The sequence below is a fragment of the Streptomyces xiamenensis genome, from assembly GCF_000993785.3.
GTDB classification, from domain to species: domain Bacteria; phylum Actinomycetota; class Actinomycetes; order Streptomycetales; family Streptomycetaceae; genus Streptomyces; species Streptomyces xiamenensis.
This window is the reverse complement of record NZ_CP009922.3, coordinates 2,096,805-2,110,021: the sequence shown is the minus strand read 5'-3', so window position 1 is coordinate 2,110,021 and position 13,217 is coordinate 2,096,805. Positions and strand designations below refer to the sequence as shown.

Here is a 13,217-nt window from a genome sequence, read left to right as displayed (position 1 = left end):
CCCCACAGCTCTCGGCAGCGGTCGCGCCGCACCGTAACGTCCTCTCCTGGAGCAGAGCATCGTCAGCACAGTCCCGGGAGTGATCGGTGTACGCGCGCGAGGAATCAGGCAAGCATCGGGGAAGGCCGCCGGTGGCGAGCCCTTCGCGGGACGGCGCGGTGAACTCCGCGGTGTCCTCGATGCTGAACATCCAGCGGACCGCGGGCAACGCGCGGGCCTCGCGCAGTCTGTCCGGCCAGGGGCGGCAGCCGGCGCTGCCCGTGCAGCGGGCGGGCTACGACGACGAGGGATACAGCACCTACGGCGAACGTGACAAGGAACGCCGTCGCCTGGAGCGGCGGTACGGGAAGAAGATCGACGGCCATTCGACGCACCAGGCCGAGCACCCGATTCCCTACTCCGCCGCCGCCCCCCGCAGCGTCACCGGCGGCGCACGCGGCGCCGGCGCGCTGCCGAAGTACGTCGAGAAGAATCTCCCGGCCTACTACGAGGACCACGACTCCCACCGCGCCCACCCGGGCACGGGCACGCGGAAGCAGTACGGGGACACCCCGATGACGCAGGACGAGTACCGCGAGGCCCACCGGACCGCCCTGAAGCGGAACAACCCCGCGGCGGCGCTGCACACCACCGCCGTGGAGTACGCCGGCATCAACAGCCTGCGGGACGACCGGGACGCCGACTACAAGAAGCGGCACGGGAAGAGCAATCCCTTCCGCGATCAGCCGTCCGGTCCCGCTTACGACCAGGCCGAGAGCAGCTACCAGTCGATGATCAACAACTTGGGCAAAGTCCCCTATCTCGACGACCAGGGACAGCTGCAGCACACCCGGAGCCTGGTGGGTTCCGAGCGGGCGGAGCTGATAGCGGGGCGAGACACGTCCCGCACCGGAAAGTATCCCGACCTGGCGGAACAGGACCGCTACCTGCGCAGGCAGGGCACCCACCGGCACGAGACCCGCTCGACGCGGGACGTCGATCTGCGGGAGCTGAGCCCCGGGCCACAGCCGCTGGACACCTCGTACTACCGGGAGCGCAGCAGCTCCCGCTCGGGCGAGAGCCAGCGCGATGCTCTGCGGCGACTGGCCAAGACCCCCTACCGCCCCGATCCGGGCGCGGCCAACGCCTACGACAGCGACGGGTACCTTCCCGGCCCGAGTCCCCTGCGCCGCTCCAGCAGCGTGTCCGGCCGCAGCCACGCACCCAGCGACCGTTCCAGCCGGCCGTCCTCCTACTACCCGCCCGTCAGCACGTCCGGCCGCTACCCGCCCAGCAGCTCCCGCAGCCGGGACATCGACCCCTACGCGTCCGGCAGTGGGACGGGTGGCCTCAGCCGCAGCTCCCTGCGCCGCTCCAACAGCGTCAGTGCCTCGCGGCCCAGCAGCAGCCAGGTGAGCTACGTCAGCGACTACGAGGACGAGCCCGTCTTCAGCCAGAGCAGCAGTTTCCGTGCTCCGAGCCTGTCCCGCAGCAGCTCACGGCGCGACCGCGACCGCGACACGCGCTACTACTGATCAGCGACCAGCGAGGTACAGGCTCAGGCATGCGAGCGCAGAAGCAACCGGAGCAGTCGGGCCGCGCGGGCGCGGCCCGGCCCGCACGGACCGTACGGCGCCCGGCCGCGCCGGCCGGCCCCCAGGCGGTGCTGGCCCTCCAGCGGCTGGCGGGCAACGGCGCCGTCTCCCGGACGCTGCGGGTGCAGCGGGAACGGGCGGCGGCCGAGCAGGACCAGCACGAGCACGGCGCCGGCTGCGGCCACGATCAGCCGGTGCAGCGGGAGGCGGCGCAGGTCCAGGCCGTCACCCGGAAGCCGGGCAGTCCGGTGGAGCCGAAGATCCGCGGCAAGGCGGAGAAGGCGCTGGGCACCAACTTCGGGCGGGTGGAGGTGCACAGAGGCCCGGACGCCCAGGCGTCGGCCGCCGCGATGGGGGCCCGTGCCTACACCACCACCGACCGTGGCCGGCAGCACATCGTGCTGGGAGCGGGCGCCGACAATCCGCACACCCTGTACCACGAGCTGACCCACGCCGATCAGCAGGCGAAGGGGCCGGTGGAGGGCACGGACACGGGCGGGGGGATCAGCCTCTCCAGCCCGGGGGACAAGGACGAGCGGGCGGCGGAGGCCAAGGCCGACGAGATCGAGCGGATGCCCGACGAGCCGGAGCACGGCCAGGACCACGCGCAGGGGTGACCCGGCCCGCTGCGCCGGTCACCAGCTGCCGATCTCCTTCACCAGGCGCCCGGCCTTGCGGTACTCCCGCCGGGCGCCGGTCAGCAGGTCCTCGGAGGTGACCGCGGAATCGCGCGCCGCCGCCGCGTAGGCGGCGGTCATGACGGCGCTGCGGATCGCGCCGCCCGCCAGCTCGAAGTCCTTGGCGCACGGCGCCGGATCGATGTCCTCGGCGCACGGCACATGGGTCAGGCTGTGCCGCCACAGGGCGAGCCGCTGCTCCTTGTCGGGAAAGGGGAAGTCGACCACCAGGTCGAGCCGGCGGGTGAAGGCCTCGTCGATGTTGGCGCGCAGGTTGGTGGTGAGCAGCGCGATGCCGCTGAACGCCTCCAGGCGTTGCAGCAGATAGGCGCTTTCCAGGTTGGCGTACCTGTCGTGCGAGTCCTTGACCTCCGAGCGCTTGCCGAAGACCGCGTCGGCCTCGTCGAAGAGCAGCACCGCGTCGGTGCGGTCGGCCTCGGTGAAGATCCGCTCCAGGTTCTTCTCGGTCTCGCCGACGTACTTGTCCACGACCGAGGAGAGCTGCACGACGTACAGGTCCAGGCCCAGATCGGCGGCGACCACCTCGGCGGACAGGGTCTTGCCGGTGCCGGACTCCCCGGCGAACAGCGCGAGGACGCCGCGCCCCCGGCCGCCGCCGGCACTCAGCCGCCAATCCCCCAGGACGCGTTCGCGGTGCCGGGCGCGCTGGGCGAGTTCGTGCAGCTGCTCCCGGGTGGTCTCGGGCAGCACCAGATCGTTCCAGCCGACATCCGGCATGATCCGGCGGGCGTGCTGTTCGAGGCCGGACGCGGACTGCTGCCGGGCGGCCAGCCGTACGTGCGCCGCGGTCAGCGCGGTGCCGTCCAGGGCGGCCAGGCCGCGCGCGGAGTGGGCGGCCCGGCGGATGCGGTCGCCGCCGAGCCGGTAGGCGGCGACGGTCGCGGCGAGGTCGAAGCCGGGGTCCTCGGCCGGTTCGAGGCCGAGCGCCTCCGCCCACAGGCCGGCGGGGTCCGAGCGCGGTCCCGGGGCGTCCAGGACCAGCGGGTCGGGGTCGCACCACTGCGGGTCGTACGCGGCCGGGCCGGTGAGGATCACCGGGACGCCGCCCACGTCGAGCGCCTTGATCAGCTCGGCGGGCTGTGCCGGCAGCGGCGACACCACGATCGCGCAGTCCCGCAGCCTGGCCTCCAGGAGGAGCTGGGGCAGTGGGGTCGCGTCCGCGGAGTCCGGGGAGGACGGTGTCTTCGCCGCCGTGGTGAGGTGCAGCGCGGGGCGGCCGGCGGCGGCGAGCGCGGCGACGGCGCAGGCCAGGCCGTCCCCCTCGCGCCGCTCCCGCAGATAGACCAGCGGCGGGCTGTCCTCGGCGAGGAGTTCCGCGAGCCGGTGGGTGAGGGAGGCCTCGGCGCCGGGCGGAGCGGTACCGGCCGGAGCGGCGGCGGAGTCCGGGGCGCCCGGGGGAACCTGAGGGACCGGCAGCGGACGGATCTGTCCGTCCAGGACTGCGTCGGGAGTGTCGTTGCCCAGCAGATGGGCGGCCAGCCGGTCGGGTACGCGCAGCGGCCGGCTCAGGAACGGCGCGTCGGGTTCCCCGACCCGCACCAGGCCGAGCCAGGACAGCGGCGCGGTGGGGTGGAACCGGTCACGCGCCCCGGCATCCAGGAGGGACAGGCCGCACACGTCAAGGGCCAGGCCGATGGTCGCCCGCCGGCGGCTGACGTCGTCGTTGAGGTAGGCGTACAGCGTCTCGAAGTCCCGGTCGAGATCCGGGGCGAGGGCGATGAGCAGGAGCGCGGCGTCCAGTTCGGACAGCCCCATCCGTACGGTCAGCGAGGCGATCCGGTCGGCGGGCCCGACCGGTTGCGAGCTGAGCAGCGGGGCGTCGGTGTCCGCCCCGTCCCGCTCCCGCCCGGGCCCGCGCAGCACATGCCCGACCGCTTCCTCCGGCAGGTGCAGGCCGCGCAGCGGGTCGCCCGCCGTGGGGTCGTCGGCGGAGCGCAGGTCCACGAGGGCGGCCACCCGCTCGCGCAGCGCGGCGAGCCGGGTGAGCAGCGGCAGGGCCGGATCGGGGCGGGACGGTGGGCCCTCGGGCGCGTTCGGTGCCGGGTCGCTCGTCGTGCTTCCGGGCGGGTCCGTGCGGACCTCATCCACCTTGCGGTTCACCGTCGTACTTTCCTCTGTGGCCGGTCGGCGGCGCGTTCGGTGCCGACGGTGCCCATTGTGCGAAGGGGGCGCGCGGGCCCACAAGGGCGGCGGGGGACGGCTGGGGGGAGGGCGGTGTTGCCCTCGCGGTCAGCCCGGCTGCCCGTTCCGGCCGGGGGAGGCCGCGGGCAGCAGCCGGGGTACCGCCCGGACGTAGATCACCATGCCCACCACCTCCACCAGCGTCTGGGTGACCACCACCACGGCGGCGATGGCCAGGGCGTCGGGCAGCGCCAGGGCGAGGGGCAGCACGACCAGGGAGTTACGGGTGGCGCCGGTGAAGACGACGGCGCGGCCGTCCGCCGTGCCCAGGCGGAAGAGACGGCTGACGCCCAGGCCGGCGAAGGCCATCACGACCAGGAAGAGGACGTAGAACGGGACCACCCGCGCCACGTCGCCCAGGCTGTCGCCGAGTTTCGGCACCTGCGAGGCGACCACGGTCAGCAAGGTGGCGGCCATCAGCGGCACCATCGCCGTCCCCATCGCGCCGGCGACCCGCGCTCCCGCGCGCCGCCGCGCCGCCCACGCCTGGGTGAGCCAGGCCAGGGTCAGCGGGATGACGATCAGCACGGTGAACGCCTCGACGAACGGGCCGGCCTCCACGACACCGCCCAGGTCCGGGCCCATGAAGAGGAACAGCAGGCCGGGCAGCAGCACCATCTGCGCGAGCAGCAGCAACGGGGTGGCGGCGAGCAGCCGTTCGGCGCTGCCGCCCGCCAGACCGCTGAAGACGATCACGTAGTCCACACACGGGGCGAGCAGCACCAGCAGCACGCCCAGCCGCACGGCCCGGTCCTCGGGCAGGAACGGGAACATCGCGGCGACCACCAGCGGCACCACCGCGAAGTTCACCACCAGCGCGGCGGCCAGGAAACGCCCCGCGCGCAGCGAACGCAGCAGTTCGGCGGCGGGCACCTGGAGGAAGGTGACGTAGAGCAGGGCGGCCAGGACGGGGTTGATCGCGTGTTCCAGGCCCGGGCCGGCACCGGGCGCCAGCCGTCCCACCAGGGCACCGGCGGCCAGCGCGCCCAGATAGACGGGGACCTGGTGCCGTTCCATGGCCGCGACCGGGCCGGATGACGGTGACAACGTGCGCGCTCCTGGGGAAGAGAGAGGGGAGATCGGGACACCCGGGAGCGGGGACCGCCCGGCCGCCGGGTGGCGCTCCCTCCCCGCCGTACGCCGGACCCCCGGCGAGCCGGGTCGGCCGCGTGAGGCCCTGACCGTCATCCTTCGGACCGGTCCGGAGGATGAGCCACCGGCCGGTCGGCGGAAGGATACGCCAAACCGGTGTATGGACCACCCTGGGTACATGTCGATGAAGCGGACCTATGTCTACGCCGATCCCGAGGATCTGGCGATCATCAAGGAGGCCGCCCGGCGGCGGGGCGTCAGCGAGGCCGAGATCATCCGGCAGGGGATCCATCTCGCGGCCATGGCCAACCGGGTCTGGGACGAGCCCTTGTTCTCCCGCGAGTACGAGGGGCCGGGACACACCCTGGCCAAGGAAGAGGCCCGGGACGCGGTCAGCGACGCGTCCCGGACCGCCGCCGGGGCGCGGGTCGGCGACCGGTCCGAGAGGCCGGGGGCGGGGAGGCCGTCAGCGGGGTGGTGATGTCCGGGTCGTGCTCCGCCCGGCGCAGGAGGAGTTCACGTACCCGCCGCCGTTCTTCCGTCGTCGTCCGCATGGTGCGACGGTAGTGCGGCCCGCCGGTGTGCCGCCCGGTGTGCCGCCCGCTCCCGTCAGGCGAACGCGTCCTGTCCGGTGAGTTCGGCCGACAGCGTCCACAGCCGGGCGGCCTGCTCCGGGTCGGTGGCCCACTCCCGTACGGACTCGGGCCCGGCGATGTCGCAGTCCACGCAGTACACCCCGCCCTCGCCCGCCAGCTGCGGGGAGGTGGCGGCCCAGGTCTGGGTGGCGGCGCCCTGGGCCGGGGTCTTGAAGTCGGCGCGTACGGTGCCGTGTGCGTCGGTCCAGCCCAGCTCGGCCATCTCCTGCGCGGCGAGATGGCGCTGGAGGGTGGTCATGATGGGCCCGGGGTGCAGGGAGAAGGCGCGCACACCCGCGCCCCGGCCGAGGGTGTCCAGGTGCCGGGCGAACAGCGCGTTGGCGGTCTTGGCCTGCCCGTACGCCAGCCACTTGTCGTAGCCGCGGGTGAACTGCACGTCCTCCCAGCGGATGCCCGAGCGCATGTGGCCGGCCGAGGAGACGGCGATGACCCGGGCGCCGCCGTCCCGGGCGAGGGCCGGCCACAGCCGGTTGGCGAGCGCGTGGTGCCCGAGGTGGTTGACGGCGAACTGGGCCTCCCATCCCGGGCCCACCCGGGTCTCGGGGCAGGCCATGACGCCGGCGTTGTTGATCAGGATGTCGAGGGAGCGGCCGGTGTCCAGGAAGGCGTCGGCGAAGCGCCGTACGCTCTCCAGGTCGGCGAGGTCGAGCTCGGCGACCTCCGCGAGCCCGTCGAGGGCCTCGCGCGCCGCCGCCGGCCGCCGCCCCGGGACGACGACGTGGGCCCCGGCCCCGGCCAGGGCGCGGGTGGTCTCCAGGCCGAGCCCGGCGTATCCGCCGGTGACGATCGCGAGCCGTCCCGACAGGTCGATCCCGGTCACGACCTCCCGCGCCGTGCTGTGCGCGCCGAACCCGGAACCGATGCTGTGCTGTGCGGTGGTGGTCATCCCCCCACCGTACGAACGCGAGTGCGCTCCAGGGCAAGTGCGCGGCGCGGGCTCAGGCGGGGGTGTTGTCGAACGGCGCGGTGAGGGTGCGCAGCAGGGTGGCCAGGTTCTGGCGCTCGGGGGCGCTGAGGCCGTTCAGGATGGCGCGCTCCTGGTCCAGCAGACCGGCCAGGGCGGCGTCCGCGTGGTGGCGGCCCGAGGGGGTGAGGCGGACGAGGACGCCGCGCCGGTCGCTGGGGTCCGGGAGCCGTTCGACCAGGCCCTTCTTGGCGAGCCGGTCGATGCGGTTGGTCATGGTGCCCGAGGTGACCAGCGTCTGGGTGAGGAGGGCGCCGGGGGAGAGCTGGTACGGGGTCCCGGCCCGGCGCAGTGCGGTGAGGACGTCGAACTCCCACGACTCCAGCTCGTGTTCGGCGAACACCTGGCGCCGTGCGCGGTCGAGGTGGCGGGCCAGCCTGCTGACGCGGCTCAGTACCTCCAGCGGCTCCACGTCGAGATCGGGGCGCTCCCGGCGCCAGGCCGCGACCAGTCGATCGACCTCGTCCTTCATGGGGAGCAGTGTAGTAGTTCTGTCGACGTGAAGTCTCTTGAAGCCGTTTATCTTGACATCGAGATAAAGCCGGGGGAGGGTCGGACCATGAACGATCTGTGGGATCCCGGTCAGTACCAGCGGCACAGCGGCCACCGCACCCGGCCGCTGCTCGATCTGCTCGCCCGGGTGCCCGGGCTGCCCGGGCACCCGCCCGGGCCCCGGATCGCCGACCTCGGCTGCGGACCCGGCGCGCCGACCCGGCTGCTCGCCCGGCGCTGGCCGGACGCCGCCATCACCGGGTACGACAACTCCCCCGCGATGCTCGCCGAGGCCGCCGCCCACGCCGGCCCCACCGACGGCGGCGGCTCGGTGGACTTCGCCCCCGCCGACCTCGCGCGGTGGACCCCGCCGCCCGCCTCCCACGAGCTGATCGTCTCCAACGCCGCCCTCCAGTGGGTGCCGGGACACCCGGAGCGCTTCGCCGCGTGGATCGCCGGCCTCACCCCCGGAGGGGTCCTCGCCTTCCAGGTGCCGGGGAACTTCGACGCCCCCAGCCACACCCTCATGCGCGACCTGGCCGCGAGCCCGCGCTGGCGCGACCGGCTCGCCGGGGTGCTGCGGGACCCGCACCCGGTCCTCAGCCCGGCCGGATACGCCGAGGCGCTGACCGGTCCCGGCGGGGCGGCGGACGTCGACATCTGGGAGACCACCTACCTCCAGCGGCTGACCGGCGAGGACCCGGTGCTCGACTGGATGCTGGGCACCGGACTGCGGCCCGTGCTCGCCGCCCTGGAGGACGACCCGCAGGCCCGGGTGGACTTCCTCTTCGCGTACCGCGACGCGCTGCGCACCGCCTATCCGGCGGGGCCGGGCGGCGTCACGCCGTACCCGTTCCGGCGGATCTTCGCCGTGGCGGTGGCGCCGTGATCACCGGGCTCGCCGCGCGGCCGGCCGCGCACGGACCCGCTGTCGTCCCGGACCACGAGCTGCCCGGGTACCGGCGCTTCCACACCGAGGACCCGGTCGGCAACCGGCTGGAATTCCTCGAACCGCAGTGAGCGGTCCGGCAACCTTCTGGTGGGTTGTGGCGACTTCCTTTCGCTTGAGTCGCCTCCCACTTCCCGAGGAGAGAACGTGGCAGCTCCACGCCATCCCCGTCGCCGCCGCACCTGGGTGCTGATGGGCGCCGCCGTACTCGCCGGGGTGCTCGCCGCCCCGACCGCGCCCGCCGCCGCGGACGATCCGGCCGGCGCCCCGGCGGCCGCCGATGTTTCGGTGGCCGCCTCCCAGCTGGAGAACCTCGACCGCGGTCTGGTCAGCGTCCACTCCGGCGGCAACAACCTGGTCAGCTGGCGCTACCTGGCCACCGACCCGGACAACGTCGCCTTCAACGTCTACCGGGGCAGCGTCAAGGTCAACGACCAGCCCATCACCGGCACCACCAACTTCCTGCACCGCGATGTCCCCAACAGCGCCGACTACCGGGTGCGGGCCGTGGTGGGCGGGGCCGAGCAGGACTGGTCCCCGCACGCCATTCAGTTCCGCGCCGGGTACTACGACATCCCGATCCAGCAGCCGCCCGGCGGCTCCGGCTACACCTACAACGCGAACGACGCCTCCGTCGGCGACCTCAACGGCGACGGCCAGCTGGACATCGTCCTCAAGTGGGACCCGTCCAACTCCCAGGACAACGCCAACGACGGGGTCACCGGCACCACGATCATCGACGGCTACACCCTGGCCGGTCAGCGGCTGTGGCGGATCGACCTGGGCCGCAACATCCGCTCCGGCGCCCACTACACCCAGTTCCAGGTGTACGACTACGACGGCGACGGCAGCGCCGAGGTGGTCATGAAGACCGCCGACGGCACCGTCGACGGCACGGGCCGGGTCATCGGCAACGCCTCCGCCGATTACCGCAACAGCGCGGGCCGGGTCCTGGACGGTCCCGAGTTCCTCACCGTCTTCAACGGCCGGACCGGCGCCGCCATGGCCACCGTCGACTACGTCCCGGCCCGCGGCAGCGTCAGCTCCTGGGGCGACAACTACGGCAACCGGGTGGACCGCTTCCTGGCCGGCACCGCCTACCTCGACGGCTCCCGCCCCTCCATCATCATGGCGCGCGGCTACTACACCCGGACCGTCATCGCAGCCTGGGACTGGCGGGATGGCCGGCTGACCCGGCGCTGGACGTTCGACACCAACAGCTCCACCAACGTCGGCCAGGGCTACGACGGACAGGGCAGCCACAGCCTGTCCATCGGCGACGTCGACGGGGACGGCCGCGACGAGATCGTGTACGGGGCGATGGCCGTCGACGACAACGGCTCACGGCTGTGGACCACCCGCACCGGCCACGGCGACGCGCAGCACCTGGGCAACTTCAACCCCAATACCTCGGGCCTGGACTACTTCAAGGTCTCCGAGTCCAGCGGCCAGCCCTCCTCCCTGTACATCAACCCCGCCAACGGCCAGATCCGCTGGCAGACCGCCGCAGGCGGCGACAACGGGCGCGGGGTGGCCGGCAACATCTGGTCCGGCTCGGTCGGCGCCCAGATGTGGTCCTCGCGCGACGGTCAGCTGCGCAACGTGGGTGGCCAGGAGATCGGCCGCAAGCCCTCCAGCACCAACTTCCTGGTGTGGTGGGACGGCGACCCGGTGCGCGAGCTGCTGGACGACACCCGCATCGACAAGTACGGGCCCAGCGGGGACACCCGGCTGCTGACCGGCTCCGGGGTGGCCTCCAACAACGGGACCAAGGCCACCCCCGTGCTCTCCGGCGACATCCTCGGCGACTGGCGCGAGGAGGTCATCTGGCGCACCAGCAACAACGGCGCGCTGCGGATCTACTCCACCCCCGTCGAGACCGACCGCAAGATCACCACGCTGCTCCACGACCGGATGTACCGCACCGGCCTCGCCTGGCAGAACACCGCGTACAACCAGCCGCCGCACACCAGCTTCTACCTGGGGCAGGGGATGGGTACCCCGCCCCGGCCCACCGCCCTCGCCGCCACCGGAGGGTGAAGAGGTAATGGTTGAAGCCTGCATTTCCCCTGAAAGGGGCACGTAATAGGTCCGACCGAGTGAACAATGACAACCGATCCTGCTCAGCCGTGTTGTTCAGGATGCTCCCGCAGCGGGGCATCCACACACGGAAGGAACATCTCGTGAAGAAGACCCTTGCCACGGTCGCCGTCGCCGCCTCGGCTGTTGGTATGGCGGGCGCGGCCGCTGCTCCGGCGATGGCCACCGACAACCAGCTGGGCCCGATCTCGTCCAACGGCAACGCCTCGGACCAGATCTACGGCAACACCACCACCAGCGGCAAGTTCTCCCCGAACTTCGCGCTGATCAACGGTTCGCTGAACAAGCCGTGCATCGCCGTTCCGCTGAACAGCGTCGACGTCCAGAACGTCGTTGGCCTGGTCAACGTCGGCATCCAGGACCTGCTCACCCAGAAGCAGAACCAGACCTGCGCCGAGAACTCCAGCTCCGTCCAGGGCGACGCGCCTCTGTCGCACGTCCTCACCGGCCTGGGGATCCTCTCCAACAACGGTGTCGGCAACGGCTGATCCAGCTCCGGCTGACCTATCGCCGGGACATCCGGCGGCGGGGCCGCACGACCTCCGGTGCGGCCCCGGCGTCCCCGGCGTTGCCCCGCATCAGAACCGCCCCCCGGCTGCACGGTCAGCCGGGGGGCGGTTCTCTGTGTTCCGGGACCGTGCGGTCCGGGGGCCGTGCCCCAGGGGAGTCCGGGCGGCTCACACCCGGCGGTGGCCCACCAGACGGGGGGAGTGCTCCAGGCCCTGCAGGCCGTTCCACGCAAGATTCACCAGGTGCGCCGCGACCTCGGACTTCTCCGGCCGCCGGACGTTCAGCCACCACTGTCCGGTCAGCGCCACCATCCCCACCAGCGCCTGGGCGTACATCGGCGCCAGCTTCGGATCGAAGCCGCGCGCCTTGAACTCCAGGCCGAGGATGTCCTCGACCTGGGTGGCGATGTCCCCGATGAGAGAGGCGAAGGTCCCGGTGGACTGGGCGACGGGGGAGTCGCGCACCAGGATGTGGAACCCGTCCGTGTACTGCTCGATGTAGTCCAGCAGCGCGAAGGCCGCCTGCTCGCACAGCTCGCGCGGATGCCCGGCGGTGAGCGCCCCCTGCACCATGTCCAGCAGCCGGGTCATCTCGCGGTCCACGATCACCGCGTACAGACCCTCCTTGCCGCTGAAGTGCTCGTAGACCACCGGCTTGGAGACGCCGGCCTTGGCCGCGATCTCCTCCACCGAGGTGCCCTCGAAGCCGCGCTCGGCGAACAGGGTGCGACCGATGTCGAGCAACTGCTCACGGCGCTCGGTGCCGGTCATCCGCCGGCGCGGACGCCGGGGCGGACGCTCCTTGCGTGCGCCGCCCCGGACCGCTCGCTGATTGCCGTTGCTGCTGCTCTCGTCGGTCGCCACCCCACCATCATGCCGTCTTCGGAGGCGCGCCTTCCCCGGGGTTTCGCTCGGTGGACGCGCCGGCGGCCGTCGTGGGGGCCGGATCCGGGTCCTCCCGCGCGGCCTCGTCCCCCGCGTCCGCGCCCTGGGCCCGCCGCGCCGCCAGCCGTTCCGGCTTCGGCCAGCGCACGTCGTACACCCAGCCCGCCTTCTCGAACCAGCGGATCAGCCGCGCGCTGGAGTCCACCTGATGACGGTCCACGCCGTGCCGCGCGCAGGTCGGGTCGGCGTGGTGCAGGTTGTGCCAGGACTCCCCGCAGGACAGCACCGCCAGCCACCACACGTTGCCCGAACGGTCCCGCGAGCGGAACGGCTGCTTGCCGGTGGCGTGGCAGATCGAGTTGATGGACCAGGTGACGTGGTGCAGCAGGGCCACCCGCACGAGTGAGCCCCAGAAGAACGCGGTCAGTGCCCCCTGCCAGGACCAGGTGGCCAGGCCGCCGATGAGCGCGGGCAGCGTCAGCGAGACGGTGGCCCACAGCACGAACTGCCGCGAGACCCGCCGGACGTCCGGGTCCTTGATCAGGTCGGGCGCGTACTTGTGCTGCGGGGTCTGCTCCACGTTGAACAGCCAGCCGGTGTGTGCCCACCACAGGCCCCTGAGCAGCGCGGGCACGGTCTCCCCGTACCGCCAGGGGGAGTGCGGGTCGCCCTCGGCGTCCGAGTGCTGGTGGTGCTTGCGGTGGTCGGCGACCCAGCGCACCACCGGGCCCTCCAGTGCCAGCGAGCCGGCGATGGCCAGCGCGATGCGCAGCGGACGCCTGGCCTTGAAGGCGCTGTGCGTGAAGTGCCGGTGGAAGCCGACGGTGATGCCGTGGCAGCCGACGAAGTAGAAGGCGACGAGCAGCCCGAGGTCGAGCCAGCTCACCCCCCGGCCCCAGGCGAGCGGGACGGCCGCGAGCAGGGCCAGGAAAGGGAGCACGATAAAGGCGGTGAGGGCCACCTGCTCCACCGAGCCGCGGCGCTCGCCGCCCAGGGTGCCGGACGGCGCGGGGGAGGACGGTGGGGCGGGGTCGGGGGGCGCGGCCTGGGAAGGTACGAGGTCGGGGCTGGTCGTCATGAGGCAGCGTTCCTCGGGTGAGGGAAATGGGGATAGGGG

Annotated in this window: 13 protein-coding genes; 7 read left to right on the top strand and 6 right to left on the bottom strand. The window is 72.7% G+C overall.

Annotation, left to right across the window (positions count from 1 at the left end):
* Positions 1-131: 131 nt before the first annotated feature.
* A complete protein-coding gene (locus tag SXIM_RS09515; protein ID WP_046723636.1) occupies positions 132-1,514 on the top strand; it encodes a hypothetical protein in 1,383 nt (460 codons plus the stop codon).
* A gap of 29 nt (positions 1,515-1,543) precedes the next feature.
* Positions 1,544-2,191 (top strand): eCIS core domain-containing protein, encoded by a 648-nt coding sequence (locus tag SXIM_RS09510; protein WP_046723635.1) that lies wholly within the window; start codon positions 1,544-1,546, stop codon positions 2,189-2,191.
* A gap of 18 nt (positions 2,192-2,209) precedes the next feature.
* Here the strand turns inward: SXIM_RS09510 and SXIM_RS09505 are convergent, their stop codons facing one another.
* On the bottom strand, positions 2,210-4,372 hold the full coding sequence (locus tag SXIM_RS09505; RefSeq protein ID WP_425473458.1) for an ATP-binding protein: 2,163 nt from the start codon (positions 4,370-4,372) through the stop codon (positions 2,210-2,212).
* 129 nt (positions 4,373-4,501) lie between these two features.
* Positions 4,502-5,470, bottom strand: a complete 969-nt coding sequence (locus SXIM_RS09500; protein WP_107047059.1) for an arsenic resistance protein — start codon at positions 5,468-5,470, stop codon at positions 4,502-4,504.
* A 253-nt stretch (positions 5,471-5,723) separates the two neighbouring features.
* On the opposite strand from SXIM_RS09500, the gene SXIM_RS09495 reads away from it, so the two are divergent.
* Positions 5,724-6,026, top strand: coding sequence for a ribbon-helix-helix domain-containing protein (locus SXIM_RS09495; RefSeq protein WP_046725551.1), 303 nt, complete (start codon positions 5,724-5,726; stop codon positions 6,024-6,026).
* A 128-nt stretch (positions 6,027-6,154) separates the two neighbouring features.
* On the opposite strand, the gene SXIM_RS09490 is transcribed toward SXIM_RS09495, so the two are convergent.
* Positions 6,155-7,087 carry an SDR family NAD(P)-dependent oxidoreductase gene (locus tag SXIM_RS09490; RefSeq protein WP_046723631.1) on the bottom strand — a complete coding sequence of 311 codons (933 nt, stop codon included), beginning with the start codon at positions 7,085-7,087 and terminating at the stop codon, positions 6,155-6,157.
* 52 nt (positions 7,088-7,139) lie between these two features.
* A complete protein-coding gene (locus SXIM_RS09485; RefSeq protein ID WP_030735877.1) occupies positions 7,140-7,637 on the bottom strand; it encodes a MarR family winged helix-turn-helix transcriptional regulator in 498 nt (165 codons plus the stop codon).
* Between the two features lie 87 nt (positions 7,638-7,724).
* On the opposite strand from SXIM_RS09485, the gene SXIM_RS09480 reads away from it, so the two are divergent.
* The 4 genes from SXIM_RS09480 to SXIM_RS09470 all read left to right on the top strand — a co-directional run bounded on the left by SXIM_RS09480 (position 7,725) and on the right by SXIM_RS09470 (position 11,194).
* On the top strand, positions 7,725-8,546 hold the full coding sequence (locus SXIM_RS09480) for a trans-aconitate 2-methyltransferase (protein ID WP_046723629.1): 822 nt from the start codon (positions 7,725-7,727) through the stop codon (positions 8,544-8,546).
* A complete protein-coding gene (locus SXIM_RS28530) occupies positions 8,543-8,677 on the top strand; it encodes a VOC family protein (protein ID WP_267881001.1) in 135 nt (44 codons plus the stop codon). Before SXIM_RS09480 ends, SXIM_RS28530 begins: the two co-directional genes overlap by 4 nt.
* Before the next feature lie 121 nt (positions 8,678-8,798).
* Complete coding sequence (locus tag SXIM_RS09475) at positions 8,799-10,646, top strand: rhamnogalacturonan lyase (RefSeq protein WP_107047058.1); 1,848 nt, start codon at positions 8,799-8,801, stop codon at positions 10,644-10,646.
* Positions 10,647-10,789: 143 nt separating this feature from the next.
* On the top strand, positions 10,790-11,194 hold the full coding sequence (locus SXIM_RS09470; protein WP_030735870.1) for a rodlin: 405 nt from the start codon (positions 10,790-10,792) through the stop codon (positions 11,192-11,194).
* Between the two features lie 189 nt (positions 11,195-11,383).
* Here the strand turns inward: SXIM_RS09470 and SXIM_RS09465 are convergent, their stop codons facing one another.
* Both SXIM_RS09465 and SXIM_RS09460 read right to left on the bottom strand, forming a co-directional pair.
* Positions 11,384-12,079: a TetR/AcrR family transcriptional regulator gene (locus SXIM_RS09465; RefSeq protein WP_030735868.1), complete on the bottom strand. Its 696-nt coding sequence runs from the start codon at positions 12,077-12,079 to the stop codon at positions 11,384-11,386.
* A gap of 7 nt (positions 12,080-12,086) precedes the next feature.
* Positions 12,087-13,178, bottom strand: coding sequence for an acyl-CoA desaturase (locus SXIM_RS09460; RefSeq protein ID WP_046723627.1), 1,092 nt, complete (start codon positions 13,176-13,178; stop codon positions 12,087-12,089).
* Positions 13,179-13,217: the final 39 nt, after the last annotated feature.